This is a genomic window from Corynebacterium sp. HMSC076D02 (genome assembly GCF_001813815.1).
Classification (GTDB): Bacteria; Actinomycetota; Actinomycetes; order Mycobacteriales; family Mycobacteriaceae; genus Corynebacterium; species Corynebacterium simulans.
The window spans coordinates 3574-29836 of the sequence record NZ_KV814043.1 but is presented as its reverse complement, the minus strand read 5'-3'; the positions used below and the strand labels follow the sequence as shown (position 1 = coordinate 29836).

The following is a 26263-nucleotide window of genomic DNA, read 5'->3' as shown; positions in this document are numbered from 1 at the left end:
GTAACGCGTGCGCGGCCGCGGCCGCGGTTGCGGCGGCGCTTGAGAGCGCGGCGCTCTTCCTCAGACATACCGCCCCAGACTCCGGCATCCTGGCCGGACTCCAGTGCCCACTTCAGGCAAGCGGAGGAAACTGGGCAGCGGTTGCAAACTAGCTTGGCCTTTGCGATCTGGGTAAGTGCAGGGCCGGAGTTGCCTACTGGGAAGAACAGCTCTGGGTCTTCGTCGCGGCAAACAGCTTCGTGGCGCCAATCCATGATTGAAATCTCCTAACAAAATTTAGACAGCATGACAGGTCTCTGCGGTCCACAAATGCGGACTACAGCAATTAACAGGGGTGGGAGCGAACCGGTCTGCGCTCAGTGGGGCCCTGTCTCGAGTTAGGGCCAGCGTCGGCGCCGCCATGATTCACTTTGTGTTCACTTGGATGTTTTTCCAAGTTTTGGGCTGCTTAAACAGCCCGTTGTTTTTGCTACTTGAGAATCATGACATGTTTACCTCCATCCCGCTAGGGTTAAGAGGTAAATTGTGGCAAAGATCACTGACTTTCATGCAAGTGAACGGCGAAAAATGGCGCCCTTCTTCCTGCAAGAAAGCTGGCAATAATTAGTTTACCTGCCACTTTGGGTGATTTTAGGTGAGTGTGGTGACTTGGATCCCGTCAAATCTACTTCTGGACAGATGCCCCCGATGCGCATCCGCGTCGAAAGTTAAGGGCGCGTATTGGCAGTACTTGTTTCCACGCGTTATCAAATCCGCGCGCCGTAACGGCATGACAATGCGTCTCATGCTTTAAACAGGTGAGTAGACTGTGGCGCGTGACTGAGAAGAATTCGAAGAAGAACACTGCCAAAAAGTTTGAAAAAAGCGCCGCGGCGAATTCGGGCGCGCCGCGCTCGGTGCTGATTGCTGCGGGCATTGCCATCGTGCAGTCCGTGGCTGTTATTGCCTTCGGCCTCTTCCTCATTATCCGTGAATTGAAGGGTGCTGAGAACGCTTCGATGGTCTCTGAGGCAGGCGCTTCCAACTTCGTTGGTTTCGGCACCGCTGTCTTCATCTTCATCGTGTTCGGCTTTGTGATTATCGGTGCCCTTGCCTTTGCAAAGGGTAAGCGCTGGGGCAGGGGAGCAGTGGTCCTCGTCGAGATCATCCTTGCCGCGAGCTCTTTCCAGATGTATAGCGGCGGCGCTGCGGTACTGGGTGCTATTACTCTTGCCAGCGCTCTTGCCGCGCTGTACTTTGTGATGGTCGTGCCGGACTCCGCGAAGTGGGCCGAGGCCAACTTTCGTGGCTAGCTAGGGCCGCTGGCAGCGGCGATTGTGCGGGCAGCGCTTTAAAGCGCGCTAAGGCCCACTGCGGTGTCGCCGCGTTGTTCCACGATGGCGGTTCCAGACTGCGTGAGGAAGACGGGGCCCTCGTAGTCGCCGCGGTCGACGGGGATGTTGCGTTCGGTTTCACCGGTGCTCCAGTTGACCACTGCGATTCCCTCATCGGTTGGCATAAGCAGGCGATCTCCTACTGCCATGCCGGTTCCGATTGCGTCCTCAAAGACGTGGTCCACCTTGAGCGTAGTCGGAGTAAACAAATAGAGGCGCTGGCCATCAAACCAAGACATGTGGTGTGGAAGATCCGCTGTAGCCGGTGCGAAAGGCGTCGAAGAGTTATTAACCTCCGGGGAAGGCGCAACCGGTTGTGAGGCGGTCTTTTCGCCGGTCTCAGAGTAAGAATCGATGCGCGGGGTCTCGCCGGGCTGATAGACCGCCGCGGCCTTTTGGCCCACTGCAATTAGCCTCGAGCCTTGATTATCCATGGTGGCATCGGCGGAAATCTCCGGCTTACGCGAATCCTCCGGGGTGGCGCCCATCAGGCGCAGCGACGTAACGTTTGGATTCTCTGGGCAGGACTCAGTAACGGCGAGGTTTTCAGTGCGCGTTAGAGCCGAGGTGATGGAACACTCCTCGTGTTCCTGCATATCCGGCTCTTGCTTGGCCTTAACATCGCCGTATTCGATGGTGCGCACCATGTCTGAGCGCCAAATGTCTACGCGTTCAGTAGAGACGGTGCCTACTCGGTCATTGGAGGCAATGGCCACGACATCTTCGGAATTGATAGCGCTGCGCGTATCCGAGTACTGACCCGTCGCCGCATCAATAGCCACGGTATCGCCACAGCCCACGCCGGTGCGGTAGGTGGCAACTACCTTGCCCCAAGCAGTGCCCAGGGAACACAAGTCTAAACCCGCACGCGTGTAGTGCCATACCGGATTGCCATTCGGGTCAGAGGCAGTAATTGTTTCACCCTCGTGCGTGATGGTCAGCCCCTTCGCAGAAAGCGCGCGGTATTGGCCCGGCACGGGCGTATTGGGCAAGCGGAAGGATTCGGCAAGCTTGACCGGGGGTTCCGCGAGCACCTCGACGTCGTCAGGCATGGCATGGCTTGCCGGAACCAGCTCAGAGTCGCGGATATCGGCGCTAAAGTAGGCTCCTCCTACAGCGATCGCACACACCGCAGCGATGGCGCCAGTCAACTTCCAGTCAGTCGCGCTCGCGCGAAGGATTGGGGTCTTGCTCATCGACGGCGGCTCCTGGAACGGCGGGTACGGGTGGAATTGCGAGGCGAGGGCTTTTCGCGCAGGCGGGTTGTGCCGATTACCTTAGTCGCGGGGCCGACGGACTCGGCGATGCCCTCTTCAAAACCGAGGGCCTCGGCAAGCTCGGGGGAGGTGCTAAACCACTGCGGCGGTTCTGCTTCGTTGAGGTCGAGTTCGTCGTTGATAAGGCGCCATTTACCCAGCTCGTCGTAGCCCACCAAGGTGATTGCGGTGCCGGTATGGCCTGCGCGGCCCGTGCGGCCAATGCGGTGGACAAAGGTCATTGGGTCATCTGGAACCTGATAGTTGATGACGTGGGTGACATCGTCGACATCGATACCGCGTGCGGCAACGTCGGTGGCCACGAGGATTTCCACCTTGCCCTCGCGGAATGCGTTGAGGGACTTTTCACGCGCTGCTTGGCCCAAGTCACCGTGCACTGCGCCGACTCGGAACCCGCGCTGGGCTAGTTCACCTGCAACTTCCGCTGCCGAGCGCTTGGTACGGGCGAAGATGATGGTCTTGCCGCGGCCTTCCGCCTGCAGCGCGCGGGAGACAATCGCCAACTTGTCCATGCGGTGAGCCTGGAAGGTCACCTTGCGGGTAGAAGCATGGGTTTGGTTCTCGTCGCCTGATTCGGCGCGGATATGGATAGGCCGCGACATGAAAGTACGTGCCAAGGTCAAAATGGGGCCAGGCATGGTGGCAGAAAACAGCATGGTTTGGTGCGCATTGCCGTGGAGAGCTTCCAGAATCTTTTCAATATCTGGCAAGAATCCCAGATCAAGCATCTCGTCGGCCTCGTCGAGCACGAGGATTGCCACGTGCTCGAGGCTCAAATGGCCTTGCTGAACCAGATCCAAAAGGCGGCCCGGGGTACCTACGACAACATCGACGCCCTTGTTGAGCATCTTGATCTGCTCTTCATAAGGGCGCCCGCCGTACAAAGTGGCAAGGCGTACCGGGAGATTGCGAGCAGCAGCCGAAAGATCTTCGCCGACTTGGACAGCAAGCTCGCGAGTAGGAACCACGATGAGGGCGCGAGGGGTGCCGTCTAGTTCCTTAATATCGGCGTCGTCAAACACGCGATCTAGAACTGGGATGCCGAAGCCGAGCGTCTTTCCCATGCCAGTGCGGGCTTGGCCGATGAGGTCTTGTCCGCCGAGCGCGATCGGAAGAGTCAGTTCCTGAATGGCGAACGTGCGCTCAATTCCGCGGCTGGCCAGGGCATCTACGATCTCTGCTGCGACGCCGAGGGACGCAAAGGTAGGTGATTGCGAGGGCTCAGACTGTTGAAATGACACAACTTGATAGTAGCCGGTACGGCTATAGTAGGGCCATTGAGACTTTAAATTAAACTTTTAAGGAGGAGACCTTTTCATGGATATCAAGATTGGTTTCGCAGACACCGCCCGTGAGCTCGTCATTCACGCAGAGGGCACCCAGGAAGAGCTGGTAGCCAAGGTCAATTCCGCATTGGCAGATAACGCTACCTTGGAGCTGGAAGACACCAAGGGCCGCAAGTACATCGTCCGCACCGACCGTGTGGTCTATGCAGAAATCGGCGTCGCTAAGACCCATGCCGTCGGTTTTGCAGGCGCTTAAACCCATTAGCTTTGCGTCCTAGCAGAGGAATTGCCCTCAAAAAGGGCGCAACGGGTAATCTATTTCCTCATGAAAAGCCCTGTGGATAGTTCGCAACGCGCCCCACGTCACCCGCATCGCAAGCCTGGCCAAGATCCGTGGATCGTCAGGTTTGCACAGGCTTATGGTTGGTGGCGCGTTGTTGCGATCCCAGTGATGGTGGTGCTGACCGTGTGGGTGCTTGTCGACGTCGCACGTCCCGCGCAAGAAGAAGAGGCCACCGTAGCTTCCCGCAGAGACGCGGCGGCTACCTCCGAAGAAGACCGAGTAGGCCCCGATCCCGCCAAGGCCAGCCGCATTGCTGTGGCGAAGGACGGGCTACCCGCCGGCGGTGATTTCTCGGAAAAGGGCGACGATACTTACCGCGATGCGGGTACTGCCGGCGCGCATGCGGGTAAGGGCGGCAAGAAGAAGGTTCGTTACTCGGTAGAGATTGAAAACGGCGTCGACACGACCCCGTACGGAGGCGACTCCGCCTTTGCTGCCATGGTCGATGCAACGCTGGGGGATCCACGCGGTTGGACGGCTACCGGTGACTTCGAATTCGCCCACGTAAAGGCCGATGAAAATCCAGATACGCGTATTCGCTTGACCTCCCTGGAAACCACCGCTGAGCTCTGCGGCGCGCAGCTGGAAACGGAGACTTCCTGCCACACCGGAATCACTGGTGAGTCCACGGTCAATCTCAACGAGTCCCGCTGGGTGCGCGGGGCGCTGCCATTCGAAGGTGACTTGGGCAATTACCGCCAGTACCTCATCAACCACGAGTTTGGCCATGCCATTGGCTATGCCTCCCACCAGGCGTGTGGCGGCGAGGGGAAGCTTGCGCCGGTCATGATGCAGCAGACGCTTAGCTTGAACAACGCTGAGCTCTATGAAAAAGATTCCAAAGAAGTCTATCCCAACGAGGATGTAACCTGCGAGCCGAATCCATGGCCGTATCCAAACCCGCGGGTTAAAGATCCGCATAAGCCGGAATAGGAGAACTATATGTTGCTTCCTCCAGAGCATGTGCTGAATGCCTTTCACTCTGGCGCCAATCTCCGCCAAGTCCAAAGTGAGGTTCTGGGACCGGAGTGGGATCACGGCATCAAGGTAGGTGACGTTGTCTTCGCCCGCGCCAACGAGCTTTCCGGATGGTCCGCCAAGGTCCGTGAGAAGCTCGCCGTAGAAGGCGCGCGCGTGGTGCGGCCGGTCCTTAGCACGGATGCCCGTTTTACAGCTGCGGGCTGGAAGGCCAATCAGTATGTTCCAGGGCAGCTGCGTGGGCGCATCGATGAAACCGCACAGATGGCCTTGCGCTTGGACGCGGCGCTTTCTACATTTCCTATGCCGAATGTTGGCCAGCGTGACGACGTTTTCGCTCGCGCCGAGCGCGCCGCTTGGGCGGAGACAGGGGAGGCCTATTCGGCGGAGCTAACTGATAGCCTCCCCGTGGGCATCGCGCACGTGGACGTGCTGGGCACGACCGTTTACTCTGGGGCGAATCCGCCGGCGCTTGTCGACGTCGTGCCTTCCGCAGCCCCACGCCCACTGGGCTGGAGCGCGGCACTCGTTATTGTCGACGGCCTAGTAGCCGAGTCTGTGGATGATGGCATTTGTTCGCGCTTTGGACACGTGCCAGGTATGCCGCAGTTGTTGTTGCGCGCCTCAGCTTATCGCCGCTACGTCAATAACTTGCATCCCGCTTCGAAGTCAACCACGCGTTCGAATATTGAAAGGGTCGAAGCTCTGCTGGTGTCCAGGGCATCTGAAATACTAAACGGGTGAGTTACGATCCCCGTTCTACTGCCCGTGTAGGCGTCGTTCTGCCGCCTTCCCCTCAAGTGCGCCTCGTGCCGCGCCATGCCAATTACAGCACGCGCACTTGGGATTTTCCACTGCCGCAAAAAGGTACCTGGCGCGTTCTAGGCTCGGCTGGTGCAGGCGTTTCCAGCCTGCTGATTGACGTGGTTTTGGAAAAGCTGCGCAGCGGCGCCGATCCTTCGGGCATTCTGGTTGTTTCCACCTCCAAGGAATCTGGCGCCATCCTGCGCCGTGAACTGGCAGAACACCTTGAGGATTACGCGGCGCAGGCCTCCATGGTGCGCTCCGTGCACTCGCTGGCCTTTGCGCTGTTGCGTAATGCAGCGGACGAAGAGATCCGCCTTATCACCGGCGCGGAGCAAGACGCCGTCATCCGTGAACTACTCGAGGGCCAAGCCGAAGAACATCGCGGCAGCTGGCCGGCGGAGGGATGGCCGGCACTGACCTTCGTGGGTTTCGCGCGCCAATTGCGCGACCTTCTGTTGCGCGCTATCGAGCGCGGCCAAGGTCCTGATGAGCTCATGGAGTTGGGTAAGAAGTATGACCGGCCGATGTGGACTGCGGCGGGTGAATTCCTGCTGGAATATGAGCGCACCCAACAGCTAGCCGGCCTGCACTCTTATTCGGCGGCGGAGTTAGTCAACGAGGTACTGCTGCGCTCTAGCGCTACCGAAAACCACCCGTGGCACACCATCATCGTCGACGATGCCCAGCTGCTTGATCCAACCTCCGGATTGCTTGTGGAAAAGCTCTCGCGTGGGGCGGAACTGACCGTAATAGCAGGTGACCCTGACCAAGCGGTCTTTGCTTTCCGCGGTGCCAATTCGGAGTTCTTGACTTCTTTTCCCGCAGAGCATGAGCTGGTGCTGGATGAACCGCAGCGTCGTCCAGCGCCTGCCTGCATCAGCATCGTGGACTCGCGCTCGACCTTGCGTGATGTGGTGGCCGATGCGGTGCGCCGCCGGCACTTGGAAGACGGCGTCGACTGGCGCGATATCGCCGTCATCGTCCGCTCTAGCGGAGATATCGGCCAGATTCGCCGCACGCTGCTAGCCGCAGGTGTGCCGGTTCATATCAACCCCACGGACGTAATCTTGGCCGAGCAAAGGCTGGTCAAGTCGGTACTTTTGGCATTACGGGCGCTCGAACATGAACTCAGCAATGCGGAACTCGAAGACCTAGTTACCGGGCCTGTGGGCGGAGCGGATCCTGTAACCTTGCGCCGCCTGATTCGTGGCCTGCGGCGGTGGGCGCCACAAGCGCGCGGCATTGATTCGCTGCGTGGGCTTTTGGAAGGGCAGTTGCCGGATTTCGCGGGGGTTTTGACCGAGCGCGAAGAAACCATCTTGGAGCGCATCCGCGCGATTGTGCAGGCAGGCCGCGCTGCCATTGATGCGCAAGCCTCTATCGAGGAAATCCTGTGGGAGGTCTGGAATGCCACTGGGCTCGATGCTCGTTTGCAGGCGGCTGCGTTGCGCGGTGGTGCAACCGGCTCGCAGGCAGACCGCGACCTGGATGCCATGATGGCGCTTTTTGATGCTGCAGGTGACTACTCTGAGCGCCGTCCCGGAGCTTCGCTCGATTCCTTCCTGCGGCACATCGAAGAACAAGAATTGCCCACCGGCGTGCGTGACCGCCGCAGCGCCATCCCGCAGGCGGTAGAGGTGATTACTGCGCACGGTGCGGTGGGCCGGGAATGGGACACCGTGGTCATCGCTGGCGCTCAGGAAGGTGCTTGGCCTTCCCTCGGTGAGACGGGATCGATCTTTGAGCAGGAAGCGCTAATTGATCTGCTGGATCGGTCGATTACCCCGGGCACGCCGGTAAGCCATGTGGCAAGCCGCTTGAGGGAGGAACGCCGCTTGTTCCACGTGGCCACGACCCGCCATCGTGCGCGTTTGTTGCTCGCCGCGGTCGATGCGCCCGATGCTGACGTGCCCGAAGAGCCGTCGCGCTTTATTAGTGAGTTTGCGCGGCAGGGCAGTGTGGACGTGCCCGGTGCAGTCGAACGCCGGGAAGCAAATAAGCGCCTGCGCGCGGTGCGTTTGCCGCAAGAGTTGGGCCTGCAAGTGGCCGAACCCGAACCGGTATCAGCGCGCGGTGAGCGGGAAATTGACCCGCTCGAGGTAGCGGTGCTTTCGGTGCCTTCTTTCGTAGCCCAATTGCGTCGTGTGGTCATGGATCCTGAAAGCGGGGAGGCCGAGCGCAGTCAGGCGGCACGTCAGCTCGCACGGCTTGCCAAGGCCGGAGTGCCCGGAGCCCATCCTGAGCAATGGTGGGCTGCACGCTCGGTGGCGGTAGCGGAAGAAACGGAAGACTCTGGCACGCCCACTGGCCGTGTCTCGCCATCCCGCGTGGAGGCGCTGTTGCGTTGTCCGCTCAATGCAGTACTTGGAAACTTGAGCGAGGAAGAAGAGACGCCGCTGGCGTTGCTGCGCGGCACCATGGCGCATGCATATCTTGAGGCGCTGGGCCGCGGCGTGGATCCAGAACTTGGCAAAAAGATGGTCAAGGATGCTTTTGGCCTCATCCTTAATGCGCCCAGCTGGAAGCGAGACTCCGAGCTCGCGGACTTTGACCGCCTGCTTGAGCGCACGCATCAGTGGGCCCTGGACACTGCTTCTACCTTTGAGCTGGTTGGCGTGGAGGTTCCGGTCTCCGTGGAGGTCATGCCGGGAATTAAGGTGGCAGGTTATTTGGACCGCCTGGTTAAAGCAGGCGAAGACTACATGGTGGTTGACCTCAAGACGGGCAGCAGCGCGCCGTCTCGTGAGGAAGCCAAAGACAATGCGCAGCTAAAGACCTATCAGCTGGCCTTGGCACATGGTCAGCTGTGCGACGCTAACGAAGACAAGGCACACGGTCCTGTAATCCGCACGGGTGAGGGTATGGCTCGCGGTGGCGGCGTGCTGGTTTATCCAGGCACTGATCAAAAGTCCATCCCCAGCCGTGACCAAGCTGCTGTGCCGGCGGAAGAACTAGAAGAATTCGCTGGGAAGCTGCCCGCGCTGGTAGCTGAACTTTCCAGTCAGCACTTGACCGCCCGGGAAAATGAGTCCTGTGGGCGCTGCGCAATCCGGTTCATTTGTCCCATCCAAGCAGAAGGAAAGCAGGTCTCTGATGAGCTCGCAGACTAAACTTTTAAGCCCCCAGCAACTTGCTGCTGCTCTGGATAAGCCTTTCCCGCCGACGGATGAACAGAGCAAGGTCATCGAGGGCCCGCTCGGTCCGAAGCTGGTCGTCGCCGGCGCGGGCGCTGGCAAGACGGAAACCATGGCCTCGCGTGTGGTCTACCTTGTGGCCAATGGCATGGTGCGCCCAGAAAACGTCTTGGGTCTAACCTTTACCCGCAAGGCAGCTCAGCAGCTTGAGCAGCGCATCCGCAAGCAATTGATGAAGCTGCGAGATTCCCGCATCGTCGCGCCGGATTCTGCAGCGGCGGAAGCGCTGGAAAACATTGCGCCGAAGGTCGCCACGTATGACTCTTACGCGGGTGATTTGGTACGGGAATATGGTCTGCTCATGCCGGTTGAGCCAAGCGCGCGGATTATTACAGACGCAGAACGCTTCGCCATCGCGCACGATGTCGTGCTCAATTACGGCGGCAAGTTATCTGCGTCCCAGTCGGTGGCCACGGTTACTGAGACCCTGCTCAAGCTTGCACAATCCATCGATAACGCGTTGATGGATCCGGCCGATATCCGGGAGCATGCCCGGATCTTCACTGCCACCGCTTATGACCTAGAGAAGACCCGTAAAAACGGCCCGGAATTCAACAAGGATGTGCAACGGTACCTAGACCGCCAGCAGCTGCGTGTGGAGTATCTTCCACTCGTTGAGGCCCTGAAGGAAGAACAAGCGGCCCGTGGCGTCATCACCTTTGGCGAGCAAATGGCAATCGCCGCCAAGCTGGCCCAGAGCCATCCCGCAGTAGGCGAGCAGCAAAGCCAGCGTTTCAACGTGGTGATGCTCGATGAGTACCAGGACACCTCCCATGCACAGCGCGTGCTTCTTCGTTCCCTGTTCGGCGGCGTGCGCCCAGGCGTATCCGTAACGGCCGTGGGCGATCCAATGCAATCTATCTACGGTTGGCGTGGCGCCACGGCAGAAAATCTTGCGGCCTTCGTAGAGGATTTCCCCCAGGAAGATGGCTCACCTGCACCGAAGGACCAGCTGACCACATCCTGGCGCAACCCACAGCGGGCTTTGGAACTGGCAAACGACGTCGCGGCCAAGCTCTTTTCCGAGTCCGCTGGCCCACGGCCTGTTGATGAGCTGCAGCCGCGCGATGGCGCGCCGGAAGGCGATATCGAGCTGGGGTATTTTGCCTCTGAGCGCGAGGAGCATGAACACATCGCCCAGCATCTCAAGAGCCTTTATGAGCGATACGAGGACCCAAACGATTTCAGCGCGGCGGTGCTTGTACGAACGAATAAGCAATCACCCCTTATCGCACAAGCCTTAGATGACGCAGGCGTGCCGAATGAAATCGTCGGCCTAGGCGGCTTGCTCTGGCAGCCGGAGATTCAAGATCTCATTGCCGTTGCCACCATCCTCGTCCGCCCGCAGGACACCAACGCCGCACTGCGCGTGCTCACCGGGCCCATGTGCGGGCTGGGCGTAAAGGATCTGCAGCAGCTGTTGGCACGTCAACGCAACCTTGCTGGCGGCGATGCAGCGGCATCAGGACGGTTGCGTTGGGAGGGCGGCGACCCAGTCGAGCATCTCGCCGCCCAACTAGCGGAGCTGACTGAAGAAGGCACTGGACAAATCTTGGGCCTGGCCGATGCTTTGGCAGACCTTGGCGAGCGCGAACGCTATAGCGCGCCGGGGCTGGTGCGCATGGAGGAGCTTTCTTCGAAACTGCGCCACCTGCGTACCTACTCGCTGTCTAAGTCTTTATCGGATCTCTTCGCCGACATCGAAGCACTCTTTAATATCCGCACCGAGGTCCTAGCCAGCGGCACGTTGGGCGGCACCACGCACCTGGACGCTTTTGCCGACGTCGTCGCCGATTTCCACGGCGATTCCCTTTCCGCATTGCTGGACTATCTCTCGATGGCACGCGAACGCGAAGACGGCCTTACTCCCGGCGAAGTTCCCGCTGTAGCCGGGCGCGTGCAAATCATGACCGTGCACAAATCCAAAGGCCTGGAGTGGAAGCACGTCTGTGTGCTCCACGCTGACTCCACGAGCTACAAGGGCCAAGCCGAAACCTTCCTCACCTTCGTGGAGAAGGTCCCCGGTGACGAAGACGTCATCGAGCTGGACCCTGATGCTACAAAGCGTTCGGAATTCGGCAAGGCATGCGAGGCCTATAAGGAAAGCGTGCGCCAGAACCAGCGCGAGGAAAGCGCGCGCCTGTTCTACGTTGCGATGACCCGCACCGAGTCCACGCTGACGATTACGGGTTCTGGAACCAACAAGGTCCAAAATAAGTCGAAGAAGGGGCCCTACGAATACCTAGAACTGCTGCGCGCAAAGCATCCTGACTTGGTCCAGCATTGGGACGTACCCGCTAGCCCCGAGGAGGCTGCCGCGCACGAGGTAACGCTCGAGGGCACTTTCCCAGCGCTGGAAGCTAGCTCGCATGCTGTGAAGGCAGCGGAGACTGTGCTGGAGGCCATGGAAAAACTTCCGGAGTTGCGCGCAGGAGAAACCTTTGAGCTTTGGGAACAAGAAGCCGGTGCTTTGATCGAGGAATACGCGGCATTGCAAGCACCTGTCGTGGACGTAGAGCTTCCCACCGAGCTGACAGCTTCCGACATGGTCTCGCTCAGTTCAGACCCCATTCAGTTCGCGCGGCGCCAACGACGTCCCATTCCTTTTAAGCCGAATGCATACGCCAAACGCGGTACCGCTTTCCACGCTTGGCTGGAAGATAGGTTTGGTTCGCCGGCTCTGTTGTCGGAGGATGAACTGCCCGGCTCCGATGAACAGCCTGAGCAGGACTTGGAAGCATTGAAGGAGGCGTTCCTTTCCTCCGAATGGGCGCAGCGCACCCCGGAATACGTTGAGGCGCCTTTTGAAATCACCATCGGTGATTCGGTAGTACGCGGACGCATGGACGCAGTCTTCCGCGAAGCAGACGGCACCTGGTTTATCGTGGACTGGAAAACTGGCCGCCCGCCTAAAGGCGCGGATATGCGCGCGGCAGAGATCCAGCTTGCGGTCTATGCTGAGGCATGGCGGCGCGTGCATAGCACCGAAGACGTACGCGCGGCATTCTTCTATGTCCATGACGGCTATCTCTTTGAACCGCGGGATTTGCCCACCGGAAAGCGGCTGGTGGAGCTTCTTGAATCGTCAGTTTCTGCCTCTGCGGGTTAAGGTATTTAGCCGGTTCGTAAAACGCGGGTCCCATTATGGCTATGCTCGCGTTAACGCGTGCCGCTAAAGCCACAAAAATCAAAGTTAGAGGAAGACCAAAGTCCAGTGCCGAAACAACGTGCGCAACGCATAAGCCGTCGCTTTAAGGCGCGCTTCATGCCGCAGATTGAGCTGACGTCGCAGCCTGATCACGCGCTCATTGATGTGATCACGGTCCCGCGTGCTGACAATGACAGCCCGTGGAAGCAGCTGGGCAGCCGCGTCCTGTGGGCATTCGCGCTGCTTGTCTTCGTCACCGTCGTTGTTTACTTCGATGGTGATGGCTACAGCGAGAACCTGTCGTTTCTCGATGCTGCGTACTACGCCGCAGTCTCTCTCACCACAGTGGGCTACGGCGATATCGTCCCGGTGACCCCGCAAGCCCGCTTCGTCAACCTGCTTATAGTTACGCCAGCCCGCCTGATCTTCCTTGTTTTGTTGGTCGGCGCGACGCTGTCAGTGCTGACAGATAAAGCACGTCGTACATTCGAAATCCAGAATTGGAGAAAGCAATTGCGCAACCACACTGTTGTTATTGGTTACGGCACCAAGGGCGCGGGCGCCGTCGCTGCTTTGCTGGCTGACGACGTCCCGGCCTCCCAGATCGTGGTCATCGACACCAACCGTGCCTCGCTCGCGAACGCTGAACACCACGGCCTGGTCACCATCTTCGGTTCCGGCACTAAGCAAGATGTCCTGCGCATCGCGGGCGTCGAGAATGCGGCGTCTGTTGTCGTGACTCCGTCCACGGACGATACCGCCGTTCTGTGTACTCTCTCGGTGCGCGAGCTGAACCCGAAGGCAAAGATTGTCGCTTCGGTGCGTGAGTCTGAGAACCGCCACCTGCTGCGCCAATCGGGTGCCGATTCCGTGGTTACCTCCGCGGAGACTGCCGGACGCCTGCTGGGCCTTGCCACCGTAACGCCGACGGTAGTGGAAATGATGGAGGATCTCCTCTCCCCAAACGAGGGCTTTTCCGTCTCCGAACGTGCGGTCCGCGAGTTCGAGGTGGGCTCCAACCCACGTCACCTCGCAGACATCGTGCTGGCAGTGCTGCGTAACAACGAACTGCACCGCGTGGATACCGCGGATGCTTACTCCCTCAAGCCCGGTGATCGCCTCCTTTACATCAAGCACGAGATGGAGCAGGCAACTGAAGAAGAGGACGAAGAAGACTAGTGTTTCTTCCTGTCACCGAGAGCAACCGAGTGCCGGTCGATGACACGGGTGCGCCGGTCTTGGTCGCGGAGCCCAGCGGCCCCATCCTCGTTGAGGTAGGGGCCGTTCAGGCGTTTTCTGTCCCCGATGAATCCGCTACGAAGCTGGGAACGCTCCGTGACGCTGCCTTCTTCGCAGAAAACCCTGACATCCTCAAGGCCATCCATTTAGTTCGCAATCGCCGGGAGACGCGTTTTGATGCGCGTACGGGTGATGAACTGTACTTCCCAGAACCGGGCGTCGTCGGGCGCTCGCTCAAAGACCCACGCCGCATGGTCTTTCCGCGGATCAATCCCGCAGTCATCGGCATTATCTACTTGGCAGGCACGGATAAGATCCTTCTGGCTCGCAACCGCGTGCGCAATAGCTTCTTTTCGCTCATCGCGGGCTACGTCGAACCGGGGGAGAACCTGGAAGAAGCCTTCGCGCGGGAAGCGTTGGAGGAGACCGGCAGGCGCGTGCACGAAGTGCGCTATTGGGGCTCACAGCCTTGGCCGCCGAGTGGCTCGTTGATGATGGGCTTTAGTGCGGTCACGGATGATGTCCAGGCTGTTTGCGATACTGATGGCGAGGTCGAAGAAATCCGCTGGGTTTCACGCGCTGAGCTGCCGGAATTAAACATTGCCCGCAAGGGCACGATTGCACACACGATGATTATGGAGTGGTACCACGGTGAATAGGCCGGATTTGTCCGTATTGGACGAGGACCAGCTTGCAGCAGCCACCGCCCCGCGTGGGCCGGTGTGCATCCTGGCGGGCGCGGGCACCGGTAAGACCCGTACGGTTACTTATCGCATCGCCAACATGGTGGACCAAGGTTTCGCTAGCCCGCAGCGCATCCTGGCGGTTACCTTCACTACCCGTGCTGCGGGCGAGATGCGTGACCGCCTCAACCACATGGGAGTCGGCGGTGTCCAGGCGCTGACTTTCCACGCGGCGGCGCGGCGTCAGCTGCGCTATTTTTGGCCGCAGGTGGCAGGTGATTTGCCGTGGGAGCTCGTCGATAACAAGTTCTCCCTCGTTGCCCGTGCGGTGCGCTCGCTGAATCTCGATAATTCGAAGGACTCCATCAGGGATTATCTCAGCGAGATCGAGTGGGCTAAGTCCTCGCTGGTTGGGCCAGATTCCTATCCGGAGGTAATCGCCACGACAGACCGCGAAGCGCCTGCTGAACCTGCCAAGGTCGCGGAGGTATTCCGCCGCTATGAGCAGCTCAAGTCCACTCCGGACCGCATGTTCTTGGACTTTGATGACCTGCTCATGCACATCGCTGGCGCCATTGAGAATGTCCCTTCCGTGGCAGAGGTCTTCCGTGAGCAGTACCGCACCTTCGTGGTGGATGAGTACCAGGACGTTACCCCGCTGCAGCAGCGGGTTCTAGATGCGTGGCTGGGGGAGCGCGATGACCTCACTGTGGTTGGCGATGCCAACCAGACGATTTACTCCTTCAATGGTGCCTCGCCGGACTATCTGCTGAACTTCTCGCGCACCTACCCCAACGCCACAATCGTGAAGCTGCAGCGTGACTACCGTTCCACCCCGCAGGTAACGGACTTGGCCAACCGCGTCATCGCGAAGGCATCTGGCCGCGCTGCCGGTACACGCTTGGAGCTGCAGGGTATGCGCGAGCCCGGCCCGGAGCCGACGTTCAAGGCTTTTGAATCCGAAGAGATCGAGGCAAAGGAAGTCGCGGGCCAAATCCTGACTCTGCTCAACAAGGGCGTTAAGGCCTCTGAGATCGCGGTGCTCTACCGCATCAACGCCCAGTCCGAGCAGTTTGAGCAGGCGCTTGCCGACGCCGGCATCGTCTACCAAGTCCGCGGTGGCGAGGGCTTCTTCCGCCGCCCGGAAATCCTGGAAGCAATCCGCGTGCTCATTGCGGCTACCCGCCGTGAAGACTTGCCGGCGGATCCCGTCGCCATCGCTCGCGCTGCTTTCGTTGAATTGGGGCTTACGCCTAGCGAGCCGCAGGGTGCCAAGGCACGTGAGCGTTGGCAGTCGCTGAATGCTCTCGTGGATCTCATCGAGCAAATTGTCCAAGACCATGAAGGCATTGATTTGAGCGGAGTGCTGGGAGAGTTGCATCGCCGTTCTGAGAATAAGCAGAACCCCACGATGGAAGGCGTCACGCTGGCGACCATCCACGCGGCCAAGGGCTTGGAGTGGGACGCCGTGTTCTTGGTGGGCCTGACGGAGAAGCTGCTACCTATCAACTACGCCATCAAGGCAGGTGACGAGCAAGTGGAAGAAGAACGCCGCCTGTTCTACGTCGGAATCACCCGCGCCCGCGAGCACCTCACTTTGTCTTGGGCTTTGGCAAAGACCACTGGTTCTCGGGCCTCCCGTGAACGCACCCGCTTCCTTGACGGCTTGGTGCCGGGAATCGAAGAAAGCGCTGGTAGCGGTAGGCGCTATCGCGAGCGCAAGTGCCGGGTATGTGCCGCACCGTTGAGCAGCCCGGCTGAAAAGGTCCTGGGACGCCACGAGTACTGCGATTACGAGGGCGACGAAGAAGTGTTCTCCGCCTTGCGCGCTTGGCGTGCGAACACCGCCCGTGATGCCAAAGTGCCGGCCTACGTCATTTTCTCCGATGCCACTCTGCAAGCAATCTCTGAGGCCCTCCCGGCTGATGAAGGCGAGCTGCTCGAAATCTCCGGCGTCGGCCCCTCCAAGCTTGAGCGCTATGGTGCGGAAGTTCTGCAGATCATCTCCACGCTGCGCAGCTGAGCAAGTACCCAGGGCAGCAAACCCAGACCTGCATTTTTAGCCAGATGCCGCAGGGAAGCGCCACGGTGCTAGCGCTTAGTGCCGCTGGGACCTTTCAAAACAGTAGGGGCACTTCGGATGCTCGAGGACTAGGCGGTATTGGTTGTGGCCGTAAGGGTCTACCTCCAGTAACTCGCCTTGGATGACGCGGCTACTTTTTGCACCAGGTGGGCTGGGGCGGCCTGCAAGCCGTCTTAAAAAGATCATGGTTTGCATGGCAACCGCTTTGATAATGACCTCGTCGGCCTTGGCATCTGCCGCATCCAATTGGGCGACGACGTTGTGCCACTGCTCATCGCCGTCGATTCGGTGCAGATGCGAGCACATGGGACACGGCCCGCGGCCGGCAGTTCGCAGGGGGCCAATTACACCACGGGCATCAAACATCGACACAGGTAGAAAGTCGCCCTTGCACTTACGCAGTGCTTCAGCCAGTTCCACCGGCTTATCAAGGAAATCCACCGCTACCACCGGAAAATGCGGGCTGACAGCCTTGATATAAGAGTAGGTATTTTCTTGTTCTAGCTGTTTACGCAGCACGAATCCATCCTGGCTGGCGGCTGTCCGTATGGCCTCGGCAAGCGGGCTTTTGCCCAGCACAACCACGCAGCTTCGTGCAGGCTCCGGCCACAAAATGTTGTAACAAATGAGATCCTCAATCAGCGAGCTCGCAGCGGTTTCCTCCATGCCGGCGCGGGTGAGTAGCCGCTGAATGCTATCGCGCGTAATGGGCTGGTGGAGGCGAGACAGGGAAGCGATAATTTCGCTTTCCACCTCGACCACCCCCACGCGAGTGGCGTCCATGCCGAACTGAATGACGCCGGGCTCGCGCTCCAGAATGCTTACCCCCGGCGCCAACATGTAGGCAGTCGTTGACTGCTCTTGCGATGCAACTGGCATGCTTTTCCCCCTAAAAGCCACGCTCGTTGCTCCCATTCCAGCACAAGTACAATGACCTGTCATGTCGAGTAATGAGAACTCAGGTGTCGCCGTGCGCGTTATCCGTTCTGCAAAGCGCAAGCGGACGGTGCAAGCACGGCTTGTCGACGGCGTCTTAGAAGTCCGGATTCCTTCCTGGATGTCGGCGAAAGAGGAGGCCAAAGCCGTGGCCGACATGCAGGCGAAGGTAGCGCGCAAGCACACCTCGACGCGGCGCTCTGATGCTGATCTGCACGAGCGTGCCGTCCAGCTCAACAAAAATTTCCTCGACGGGCGAGCGAAGATCGGCTCAATTCGTTGGGTGGGCAATCAAAACACACGGTGGGGCAGCTGCACTACCTCTACCGGCGACATTCGCATCACCGATCGCCTCAAGGACGTACCAGAGTATGTCCTTGATTCTGTCGTCATCCATGAGCTGACTCATACCTTCATCCCCGGGCACGGGCCGGAATTTTGGCAGTGGGCTGACCGCGCGCCGAAAGCGGAGCGGGCCAAGGGATACTTAGAGGCCTACCAGCGCTTTGGCTGATAGGCCTCTAATGGCAACGGGGTAGATAGGCAGTGGCCCTAGGCGCTATTCCTTGTCTTCATCGGAGCTATTGGAATCGCCGTTTTCATCCTGCTCGCGCAGCATTTCTTCAAGCTTTGCGAATTCTTCCTCGAAACCGGAATCGGTGGCATCGTCGAGCAAGCTGTCGATGAAGGCGGCCGGGTTATCGAGGTGCTCTGCCGTAGGAAGGAAGTCTGGGTGGTCCCAAGCCTTGTCGCGCTTGTCAACGCCCACGGCGACCGTCGCACGACGCCACAGCTCGGCAGCAGCGTCGACCTTCGGCGCAGATAACTCGATGCCGACGACCTTGGAAATGGCCTTTTCTGCGGATCCGCCGGTGGCACGGCGATGCGCCCACGCCTCGTTCATGGTGGAGGTGGACGGGATGCGATCTCCCAGTGCATCGTTTACTACCTGATCAACCCAGCCCTCAACGAGCGCGAGCAAGGTTTCCAGGCGGGAGACAGCACCGGCATTGCGGGAGGTGATGCGCGGGGTCAGATCCATGCCCTGCAGCTTGCTCATCGCATCCTGGATGGCTTGTGGGTCACCGGATTCGAGGTTGAGCTCGCGGGTTGCTTCCTCGATGTGGGAAGTGTCGATGACAAGGCCAATTGCGTACTCCTCGACGGAGGAAACCAAGCGCTCAACCAGCCACGGAACGTGCTTGAACAGGCGCTGGCGGGCGGCCTCGCGGGCGCCAATATAGACCAGAATTTCCTGGCCCGGCACATTGAGATCGCGCGCGATCTTTTGGATGTTGTGTGGCAAAAGCGCGGTGCTACCGGCAGGGGAGACCGGAATACCAAAGTCGGAGCCGGTAAGTGCCTGGGTGGCAAGGTCACCAAGTGCGCGGCCCAACTGCATGCCAAAGTTCATACCGGACATCTGATTCATCATGTTTGCCATCGGACCCATCATCTCGCGGGCTTCTTCCGGCATTGACTCCAGCTGCGCATTGTTCATGTGCTCGGCAACTGGGGTAACCAAGCGCTTCCACATTGGCATCGTTGCTTCGAGCCACTCGCTGGAGTTCCACGCTTTGACGCTGCCGGAAGCGGTGGGCAATTCGGTGGCGTCGTCAAGCCAAAGCTCCGCTAGGCGTACGGCTTCTGCTACCGCATTGCTATCGGCACTGCTGATTTCCTTGTCGTTGGAAATCTGCTGGTGCGCGATGCGCTGGGCCATCTCATAGTTGACCGGGCCGGAGCCATCAGGAGAGTTCATTGAGGAGCCCATGCCAGAAAGCATCTGGCCGAACTGATTAAGAAGGTCTCCTAGACCACCGCCCGCGGCGCTGCCGCCGAAGCCGAAGGCGCCAAACGGGTTCTGGTCGCGGCGCGAGTTATCGTCGTCACCGTCATCATTGTTGGGAAAAGAAAAACCGAATCCGTTGCTCATGCGCTCCAATGTACCGGCTGGCGGTGGGCTGTTTCCATCGCTCGCGCAACGCTGTCAGCGAACAAGGATGAAAACGTTGTAGGCTAATTCCTCGTGAATTCACCAGAAAATCGACGCCTCCGCACGCTCGTTTGGGGCGCTATCCCGGTCATCGTGCTGGGTGGTGCCTTGAGCATCGATCGCATCCCTGGCACGGATATTGCTTTAACCGTGCCTTATGCGGCCGAGGGGCCTGGCCCAACCGTGGATACGCTCAGCGAGGTTGATGGCACTGAGGTCGTGGACGTGAAAGCGCCAAAGACCTATGAGACTTCCGGTCAGCTCAATATGACCACCGTGTCTGTGCGCACCAACATGACGCTGACGCAAGCCTTGGGGCGCTGGATCATGACTGATGACACTCTGGTACCAATCGATACCGTCATCCCGCAGGGGCAGACGGATGAAGAGGTAAACGAGTCGAACGAGCAGGCCTTCACACAGTCGGAGTCGGCTGCGACGGTCGCTGCGATGAATTATCTCGACGTGCCAGTGAAGATCGTGGTGGCGCAGGTTCTAGAGGATGCACCTGCCGCGGGGGTCGTGCGTGCAGATGACGTTATTACCTCCGTTGATGGTGAGAAGGTAACGCAGCCGGGGCAGGTGCAGGACATGGTCCGCGCGAAGAAGCCCGGCGATGAGGTTGAACTCGGCATTGAACGCGGTGGCAAGAAGCTGCAAGAAAAGGTCACGCTGGCGGCGCATCCACACGATGATTCGGTGGCGCTGATGGGCATTTCGATGACCTCGAAGCCTAAGGAAGATATCCAGGTTGATTACAACCTGCAGGACATCGGCGGGCCGTCCGCGGGCATGATGTTTACCCTCGCGGTAATCGACAAGCTTTCTGATGGCGAGCTCAACGGCGGCAAGTTCGTTGCCGGTACCGGCACCATCAGCGAAGACGGCACGGTGGGTCCCATCGGCGGAATCGTGCACAAGGTCGCCGCATCGAAAGAAGCCGGCGCCGAGCTCTTCTTAGCACCCGCAGACAACTGCGCGGAGGCCACGAGCCGCGACACCGGCGACATGGTGGTTGCCAAGGTGGAGACCCTGGACGATGCCATTAAGGCGATGGATGACTTCGCCCACGGCAAGCAGGTTCAGACCTGCAATTAGATAAGACCGAGCTCTTTAAGACGCTCTTCGGGATCGTCTTGGTCGGTTGAGATCATCTGCTGCATCACGAGACCGTCCTTGTTATCCACCACCGTCAAGATGGCGGTGTTGCCCAGCATGGACCAGCCGACGACGCGGTCGCCTTCATCCTTGACCACGCGGGAGCTGCGCAGCTCGGTGAGCACCTGCGTGGTTTGGGCGGCCTTGGACTTGTTCTTGAAGAACTGGAACTGGCCGATTTCCGAGCCGGAGCAGTTATAAGAATCTGCGACACCGTTGGGATCACAGCGGTCGAACTGCTGGAAGATCTCCACCGGAACAAGGGTTTCGAAGGTCTCGTAGGCTTCTTCTACCTGCTTGGAGAGCTTTCCGTTGCCCTTCTTTTCGCCATTGGCAGCAGTCGCAGAAGCGGAGGCGGACTCGCTTGCCGGCTCGCTCGCGCCAGATTCTGTTTCCTCGGAGGTGGTGGCCTCGGCCGAGGATTGCTCAGAAGAAGTGGTAGTAGCGGTGCTTGCCGACGTCTTCGGGGCCGGGGTTTCAGCCTTCTGGCTGGTAGCTACAGGAGCAGCCGGTGCGGGCTGGCTAGCCTCCTGGCCGTCCCCACATGCCGCGAGGGAGCAACTTGCAGCAAACAGTCCAGCTGCTACGCAGGCGGTGCGGGCGGACAAGGAATTTCGCACGAGGTACTCCTTCAAAGCTGTGAGTTCAAAAGAAAGCATTGAGACTTCAGGTGTAGAGAAATTTGGGTCTAAGACACTTAGTGCCTCAGTTTAGTCGAGTTCATCGGGATCTTGTTCGAGCCCGTAGCGCAATGCGGCGATGACACCCGGTGCCACGTCTGGGCCGCCGCGCAGCTGGATATCGTCTTGTGCAAACGGGCCGGCTGCTTCCAGTTCTTCCTCGGTTGGGCGCACCTGCAGCAGGGTCAGTTCGACGCCTTCCTCACGCAGCACACCGGAGAAAAGGCGTGCAGGACGCGGGCTAGAGTCTGCGCTCTGGCCAGCCTCAGCAGAGGTGTCGCGGAATTTAATCTCTTGGGCCAAGATGACGCCGGCGATCTCGTGTGGCCAGACCACGCGGGAGACATAATCGGCTAGCTGCTCGGAGCCGGGTTCGATGTTTTCCGGGATATTGTCCTGCACGATAAGGGTCAGCGGGGAAGCGTCTTCCTCATTGAGCTCTGCCAGCTGGTCCGCGACCAAAGAAGTCGGCACCAGAGCGAAAAGGGTAGGGGGTGCCTCCCAGCCCTCAGCGTGGACAAATTCCACTGCTTCACGCATGGCTTTGTTTAATGCTGGCTGAGAAAGCTCGGGGGAACTCATGAGACTCCTTATTCGTTAACTGTGTATTGCTTCCCTAAGCTGGAAGACTATACCGCTTATATTCGCACGATTTTGATTGGAGCTGGCGTTGGCCTCTGGTATCTCCCGACCCGCTGCCCCAATGAAGCGACCTCCCAGGGGCTTGTCCTGGACGGTCGCTATCATTGCCGCCTTACTGTTCATCGGCCCATTGTTAGTGGGCTTTTATACAGATTGGAAGTGGTTCGGCGCAATTGAATACCGTGGTGTCTTTACCACCACCTTGGTAGCGCGAATCGTGCTTTTTGTCATCTTCGCAGTGGTATCGGCAGGCGTGGTTTATGCCGCGGGCCGCGTTGCATGGCGGGGCCGCCCCGAGAGCTTAGATTTTAACGATCTGAATTCGCCGGTTTACCAGTACCGTCGTTCCATCGAAAAGACCATGGGCGTGTTCCTAAAGGTTATCCCGCTGCTAGTCGGTGTGGTGGCAGGCCTGATGGGGCAGGCTTCGTGGCGCCAGTTCATGCTCTTTTTAAACGGCCAGGATTTCGGCGTTGATGATCCGCAGTTCCACAAGGACTTGGGATTCTATGCCTTCCAGCTACCGGTGTGGAACATCATCGTTTCGGCGTTTTCGATGCTGCTTCTGGTGTGTTTCTTGCTGGCGCTGTTTAGCCATTACATTTTGGGCGGCATTCGCATCGGCAACCGTGCCTCCGGTGTGCGCGGCTCCATTTCTCGCCCGGCTCGCGTGCAGCTTGCGGTAACCGGTGGCCTATGGATGCTGCTGCAGGTAGCAGGCTACTGGTTGGATCGTTATCAGCTTCTGTACAACCAACACTCGCTGTTTACCGGCGGCTCCTACACCGACATCAATGCTTACCTGCCGGCCAAGATCATTCTGATGGTCGTCGGCGTCGTCGTAGCAGTGGCGATTTTCGCTGCGGTGGTAATCAAGGATCTGCGTATCCCTGCACTTGCAGTGGTGCTGATGCTGCTTTCCTCTGTCATCATCGGTCAGGCTTGGCCGCTTTTGATGGAGCGCTTTTCCGTCAACCCGAACCGCCAGGCAAAGGAAGCGGAATACATCGCCCGCAATATTGAATCCACCCGCTATTCCTACGGGCTCACGGATGAGCAGGTTACCTATGAGGAGAACTGGGGAGCAGAGGAAGTAGCCGATTCTAAGGTGGCTTCGGATTCCTCCACGATTTCGAACCTGCGCTTGTTGGATCCGGATATCTTGGCGCCAACCTTTACCCAAATGCAGCAGCTGAAGAACTTCTATGGTTTCCCAGAGACCTTGGCGATGGACCGTTACACCGTGGACGGTGAACTGCGCGACTTCGTGGTCGCCGCACGTGAGCTGGATCCGAATGAGCTGCAGGAAAACCAGCAGAACTGGATCAACCGCCACACGGTTTATACCCACGGAAACGGCTTCGTTGCAGCCCAAGCAAACACGGTCGACGAGGTTGCGCGCGACGCCGGCTCTGCCCGCGGCGGATTCCCAATCTTTACCGTCTCCGATCTGCAAACCCAGCAGGGCAAGCAGCATGAGGGTGAAGGCGAGACCAAGGACGCCGAGAAGTCCCTGGGAATCAAGGTGGACCAGCCGCGCACCTACTATGGTCCGGTCATTGCCGGCGCACGCGATGGGCGTGACTACGCCGTAGTGGGCGAGACCGGTGATAAGCCAGTTGAGTACGATACCGATTCCACCACTTACACCTATGACGGTAAGGGCGGCGTTGAGATCGGCAATATTGTGGACCGCACCGCGTATGCGCTGAAGTACCAGGAGATGAACCTGCTGCTGTCTGACCGCGTGGGCTCCGAATCTAAGATTCTCTATGACCGCGACCCGCGCAAGCGCGTGGAAAAGGTAGCGCCGTGGCTGACCACCGATTCTGCCACCTACCCAGCCGTCATTGACGGCCGCATCAAGTGGATTGTGGATGGTTATACCACTCTCGAGTCCCTGCCTTATTCGCAGCGCACCTCGCTGGCAGATTCTACGCAGGATACGCAGAACCCGAACGGCACCAGCCAGCGGCTTATCAACGAGCAGGTGGGTTATATCCGCAACTCTGTGAAGGCTACTGTCGACGCTTATGACGGCTCCGTGGATCTCTTTGAGTTTGATGACCAGGACCCAGTTCTGAAGGCCTGGGAGGGCGTATTCCCGGGCGTCGTCAAGCCGAAAGCGGAAATCTCTGACGAGCTGCGCGGCCACTTCCGTTACCCGGAAGACATGTTCAAGGTGCAGCGCGATCTGTTGGCGAAGTACCACGTTTCCGACCCAGGCGTGTTCTTTAATAACGATGCCTTCTGGTCTGTGCCAGAAGACCCAACCGCCGGCGAGGCACGTGGTTTGAACCAACCTCCTTACTACGTCATGGCGGCGGATCCGAAGTCCGGGAAGCCAAGCTTCCAGCTGATTACTTCTTATCGCGGTTTGAACCGTCAGTTCCTCTCCGCGCATATGGCGGTGTCCTCGGACCCAGAGAACTACGGTCAGATCACCGTTCGCGTGCTGCCGACGAATACTCAGACCCAGGGCCCGAAGCAGGCGCAGGACGCCATGATGTCTTCCGACCAGGTCGCTCGTGACCGCACGCTGTGGGAAGGCTCGAATGACCTGAACTACGGCAACCTGTTGGCACTGCCGGTAGGCGGCGGCGAGATTCTTTACATGGAGCCTATTTACTCGCAGCGTAAGGACCAGGAATCCGCGTTCCCGAAGCTGCTACGCGTTCTCGTTTCCTACAAGGGTCGCGTGGGTTATGCCCCGACTATCGGTGAGGCCCTCGACCAGGTGGGCATCGATCCTAAGTCCGCGCAGGACATCACTGAGATCGACGGCGACGGCAGTCCAGCTGACGCGAAGAAGGACTCCGGTGAGGACTCCAAGTCCAAGGATGAGGGCAAGGCTTCGGCTCCTGCCTCGGCACCGGCGGCCTTTAGTGAGGCCGATGCCATTGACGGCATCAACAAAGCACTCGACAACGTAGAGAAAGCCCGCAACGGTTCCTTCGAGGAATACGGCAAGGCTCTCGACGAGCTCGACCAGGCTGTTGAGGCCTACAAGAAGGTCGAGTCGAAGTAGGCAAGTAGAAAATACTGCCTAGATAAACGCGAATGGCCACCTGCCCAGGGGATTTGGGTGGGTGGCTATCTGTCTGTATAGTTACAGAGGTCGCCGACGAGAGCGGTTATGAAAATAATCAGTCTCGTTAAAGCGTAGATGTTCGGAAGTTCATCACATCGCGGGGTGGAGCAGCTCGGTAGCTCGCTGGGCTCATAACCCAGAGGTCGTAGGTTCGAATCCTGCCCCCGCTACCAACTTCCAAGCCCCTACCAGGAGAAACACTGGTAGGGGCTTTAGTTATTTCTCTTAAGGCGCACGTCCTGGGACTCAAATCGGGACTTTAGCGATGGCTTTTTGTGGGTTAAGTAGCAGAATGTGTGTCCGTTCGGCGTGTTGCGGGGCGGGTACACGGTTAGTTACTTCATGGGGTCTTTTCTGATTCCTATCGAGTGTTCGTACTCGGTTGGGATAGCGTTGTCGTAGAAGGCTGGTCGGCCTGTTTCTTGGTCGGCTTTGTTGTGGTCTTCTTCGGCAAGATAGTTGACTTTGGCGAGTTGATCTTGGCCATAATTGCACTGCCTGGCGATATTTAGCGGATCGTCAGGCAGTTGCTTTTTGGTGTGGAGGTACCACTCGAGCATTTTTCGTTGGCGTTCCCCTGACCTGCCTCGGTGCGCATCGGCGATGCGTTTGAGCTGGGCGTTTATGCCGCCTTCAAGACTGTTTGTCGTTGAAGCCCAGCGTTTAGGATCAAGCGCATTCGGTGGTGGCTTAAGGTAAGTAAACAACCAATTGTTGCGCGATAGGTGCAGCAGTGAGTTGTAGGCTTTGCGTATTCGCAGATGAGTCCATTCCCACTGGTTATTGAGTGTTCGGCGTTCTTTTGGCACGGGTGTTTTCTCGTTGAGGAATGTTTTGAATACCTGACCGAAGTCGTGCAGACGTAGCGTCCACTCCCGTGCCTGTTCGAGTGTGGTGACACGGGTTAGTTTCAGCGCCAGTGCGTAGATGGTTTTGCCGGCGTCGGTGCGCGGCCGTGAGTGGTGTAGCGGCGGATGACGCGTTGTGCATGGACGAGACAACGCTGAATCATCGCGTTTGGCCAGCAGGCTTTAATCGCGGTGAGTGCGCCTTGTCCGCCGTCGAGGACGACGCAGAGTGGTTCGGCGATTTTGCGAAGTAGCTGCGTGTATGCGTGGGCTGTTTCGTGTTTGGTCCAGTGCCATGCAATGACGTGGTCGCGGCTGGCTGCCACAAGTAGGCAGCCAGCCGCGGTGTAGGTGCCGTCGATGAAGATCTGATCGTAGACGCGCTGCGGGGCACCGTCGTTGGGGACGTCGATGAGCCAAAACGGTTCGAATCGGCGATCAAGTGTCCAACGACTCACCCTTTGTTGCCCGGCGAGTTCAGACAACGTCGCTGTGGAGGTG

Annotated in this window: 19 protein-coding genes, 1 tRNA gene and 1 pseudogene; 13 read left to right on the top strand and 8 right to left on the bottom strand. The window is 58.9% G+C overall.

The window, feature by feature from the left end; all coding sequences use genetic code 11:
* The coding region (locus tag HMPREF2935_RS02405) for a WhiB family transcriptional regulator (protein ID WP_070732123.1) at nt 1–254 on the bottom strand (254 nt) is incomplete at its 3' end.
* A 561-nt stretch (nt 255–815) separates the two neighbouring features.
* Between HMPREF2935_RS02405 and HMPREF2935_RS02400 the strand changes: the two genes are divergently transcribed.
* Nucleotides 816–1292: a hypothetical protein gene (locus HMPREF2935_RS02400; RefSeq protein WP_062041780.1), complete on the top strand. Its 477-nt coding sequence runs from the start codon at nt 816–818 to the stop codon at nt 1290–1292.
* Nucleotides 1293–1330: 38 nt separating this feature from the next.
* On the opposite strand, the gene HMPREF2935_RS02395 is transcribed toward HMPREF2935_RS02400, so the two are convergent.
* Together HMPREF2935_RS02395 and HMPREF2935_RS02390 are read right to left on the bottom strand one after the other, a co-directional pair.
* Nucleotides 1331–2569, bottom strand: a complete 1239-nt coding sequence (locus tag HMPREF2935_RS02395; RefSeq protein ID WP_062035661.1) for an Rv3212 family protein — start codon at nt 2567–2569, stop codon at nt 1331–1333.
* Nucleotides 2566–3891: a DEAD/DEAH box helicase gene (locus tag HMPREF2935_RS02390; protein WP_070731843.1), complete on the bottom strand. Its 1326-nt coding sequence runs from the start codon at nt 3889–3891 to the stop codon at nt 2566–2568. Before HMPREF2935_RS02390 ends, HMPREF2935_RS02395 begins: the two co-directional genes overlap by 4 nt.
* 76 nt (nt 3892–3967) lie before the next feature.
* Here HMPREF2935_RS02390 and HMPREF2935_RS02385 point away from each other — a divergent pair, with 76 nt between their 5' ends.
* From HMPREF2935_RS02385 to HMPREF2935_RS02350, 8 genes are all read left to right on the top strand, one after another.
* Nucleotides 3968–4192, top strand: coding sequence for a DUF3107 domain-containing protein (locus tag HMPREF2935_RS02385; RefSeq protein ID WP_061921035.1), 225 nt, complete (start codon nt 3968–3970; stop codon nt 4190–4192).
* A 69-nt stretch (nt 4193–4261) separates the two neighbouring features.
* Entirely contained in the window at nt 4262–5212 is a 951-nt protein-coding gene (locus tag HMPREF2935_RS02380; protein WP_083281217.1) for a DUF3152 domain-containing protein, read from the top strand.
* A 9-nt stretch (nt 5213–5221) separates the two neighbouring features.
* Nucleotides 5222–6001: a hypothetical protein gene (locus HMPREF2935_RS02375; protein WP_070518140.1), complete on the top strand. Its 780-nt coding sequence runs from the start codon at nt 5222–5224 to the stop codon at nt 5999–6001.
* On the top strand, nt 5998–9174 hold the full coding sequence (locus HMPREF2935_RS02370) for an ATP-dependent DNA helicase (RefSeq protein ID WP_246817762.1): 3177 nt from the start codon (nt 5998–6000) through the stop codon (nt 9172–9174). The genes HMPREF2935_RS02375 and HMPREF2935_RS02370 overlap by 4 nt, the downstream gene beginning before the upstream one ends.
* Nucleotides 9158–12367, top strand: a complete 3210-nt coding sequence (locus HMPREF2935_RS02365; protein WP_070731841.1) for an ATP-dependent helicase — start codon at nt 9158–9160, stop codon at nt 12365–12367. The genes HMPREF2935_RS02370 and HMPREF2935_RS02365 overlap by 17 nt, the downstream gene beginning before the upstream one ends.
* Nucleotides 12368–12523: 156 nt before the next feature.
* A complete protein-coding gene (locus HMPREF2935_RS02360) occupies nt 12524–13585 on the top strand; it encodes a potassium channel family protein (protein ID WP_235591010.1) in 1062 nt (353 codons plus the stop codon).
* Nucleotides 13585–14304: an NAD(+) diphosphatase gene (locus HMPREF2935_RS02355; RefSeq protein ID WP_070731839.1), complete on the top strand. Its 720-nt coding sequence runs from the start codon at nt 13585–13587 to the stop codon at nt 14302–14304. The genes HMPREF2935_RS02360 and HMPREF2935_RS02355 overlap by 1 nt, the downstream gene beginning before the upstream one ends.
* Nucleotides 14297–16351 (top strand): ATP-dependent DNA helicase UvrD2, encoded by a 2055-nt coding sequence (locus tag HMPREF2935_RS02350; protein ID WP_070731837.1) that lies wholly within the window; start codon nt 14297–14299, stop codon nt 16349–16351. The genes HMPREF2935_RS02355 and HMPREF2935_RS02350 overlap by 8 nt, the downstream gene beginning before the upstream one ends.
* A 75-nt stretch (nt 16352–16426) precedes the next feature.
* Here HMPREF2935_RS02350 and HMPREF2935_RS02345 read toward each other — a convergent pair whose 3' ends face one another.
* A complete protein-coding gene (locus tag HMPREF2935_RS02345; protein ID WP_083313161.1) occupies nt 16427–17290 on the bottom strand; it encodes a hypothetical protein in 864 nt (287 codons plus the stop codon).
* 61 nt (nt 17291–17351) lie between these two features.
* On the opposite strand from HMPREF2935_RS02345, the gene HMPREF2935_RS02340 reads away from it, so the two are divergent.
* Complete coding sequence (locus HMPREF2935_RS02340; RefSeq protein WP_062035654.1) at nt 17352–17861, top strand: M48 metallopeptidase family protein; 510 nt, start codon at nt 17352–17354, stop codon at nt 17859–17861.
* A 45-nt stretch (nt 17862–17906) separates the two neighbouring features.
* Here HMPREF2935_RS02340 and HMPREF2935_RS02335 read toward each other — a convergent pair whose 3' ends face one another.
* Entirely contained in the window at nt 17907–19283 is a 1377-nt protein-coding gene (locus tag HMPREF2935_RS02335) for a zinc-dependent metalloprotease (protein WP_070731835.1), read from the bottom strand.
* A 93-nt stretch (nt 19284–19376) separates the two neighbouring features.
* Here HMPREF2935_RS02335 and HMPREF2935_RS02330 point away from each other — a divergent pair, with 93 nt between their 5' ends.
* Nucleotides 19377–20441: a YlbL family protein gene (locus HMPREF2935_RS02330; RefSeq protein WP_061921055.1), complete on the top strand. Its 1065-nt coding sequence runs from the start codon at nt 19377–19379 to the stop codon at nt 20439–20441.
* On the opposite strand, the gene HMPREF2935_RS02325 is transcribed toward HMPREF2935_RS02330, so the two are convergent.
* The gene (locus HMPREF2935_RS02325) at nt 20438–21121 is read right to left on the bottom strand and encodes a beta-N-acetylglucosaminidase (RefSeq protein WP_235591011.1); all 684 of its coding nucleotides are present in this window, start codon (nt 21119–21121) and stop codon (nt 20438–20440) included. The genes HMPREF2935_RS02330 and HMPREF2935_RS02325 overlap by 4 nt on opposite strands.
* A gap of 90 nt (nt 21122–21211) precedes the next feature.
* Entirely contained in the window at nt 21212–21763 is a 552-nt protein-coding gene (locus HMPREF2935_RS02320; RefSeq protein WP_061921059.1) for a PPA1309 family protein, read from the bottom strand.
* A gap of 121 nt (nt 21764–21884) precedes the next feature.
* Here HMPREF2935_RS02320 and HMPREF2935_RS02315 point away from each other — a divergent pair, with 121 nt between their 5' ends.
* Nucleotides 21885–24851: a UPF0182 family protein gene (locus HMPREF2935_RS02315; protein ID WP_070731833.1), complete on the top strand. Its 2967-nt coding sequence runs from the start codon at nt 21885–21887 to the stop codon at nt 24849–24851.
* 159 nt (nt 24852–25010) lie between these two features.
* Nucleotides 25011–25087, top strand: a tRNA-Met gene (locus tag HMPREF2935_RS02310).
* Nucleotides 25088–25249: 162 nt separating this feature from the next.
* Here HMPREF2935_RS02310 and HMPREF2935_RS02305 read toward each other — a convergent pair.
* Nucleotides 25250–26263, bottom strand: a pseudogene (locus tag HMPREF2935_RS02305) (IS1249 family transposase); the annotation flags it as partial.

Excerpts from the sequence above, each read along its gene's own strand:
- HMPREF2935_RS02395 (WP_062035661.1), bottom strand. The coding sequence starts at position 2,569 with ATGAGCAAGACCCCAATCCTTCGCGCGAGCGCGACTGACTGGAAGTTG.
- HMPREF2935_RS02340 (WP_062035654.1), top strand. The coding sequence starts at position 17,352 with ATGTCGAGTAATGAGAACTCAGGTGTCGCCGTGCGCGTTATCCGTTCT.
- HMPREF2935_RS02315 (WP_070731833.1), top strand. The coding sequence starts at position 21,885 with ATGAAGCGACCTCCCAGGGGCTTGTCCTGGACGGTCGCTATCATTGCC.
- HMPREF2935_RS02375 (WP_070518140.1), top strand. The coding sequence starts at position 5,222 with ATGTTGCTTCCTCCAGAGCATGTGCTGAATGCCTTTCACTCTGGCGCC.
- HMPREF2935_RS02320 (WP_061921059.1), bottom strand. The coding sequence starts at position 21,763 with ATGAGTTCCCCCGAGCTTTCTCAGCCAGCATTAAACAAAGCCATGCGT.
- HMPREF2935_RS02385 (WP_061921035.1), top strand. The coding sequence starts at position 3,968 with ATGGATATCAAGATTGGTTTCGCAGACACCGCCCGTGAGCTCGTCATT.
- HMPREF2935_RS02360 (WP_235591010.1), top strand. The coding sequence starts at position 12,524 with ATGCCGCAGATTGAGCTGACGTCGCAGCCTGATCACGCGCTCATTGAT.
- HMPREF2935_RS02365 (WP_070731841.1), top strand. The coding sequence starts at position 9,158 with ATGAGCTCGCAGACTAAACTTTTAAGCCCCCAGCAACTTGCTGCTGCT.
- HMPREF2935_RS02335 (WP_070731835.1), bottom strand. The coding sequence starts at position 19,283 with ATGAGCAACGGATTCGGTTTTTCTTTTCCCAACAATGATGACGGTGAC.
- HMPREF2935_RS02345 (WP_083313161.1), bottom strand. The coding sequence starts at position 17,290 with ATGCCAGTTGCATCGCAAGAGCAGTCAACGACTGCCTACATGTTGGCG.
- HMPREF2935_RS02380 (WP_083281217.1), top strand. The coding sequence starts at position 4,262 with ATGAAAAGCCCTGTGGATAGTTCGCAACGCGCCCCACGTCACCCGCAT.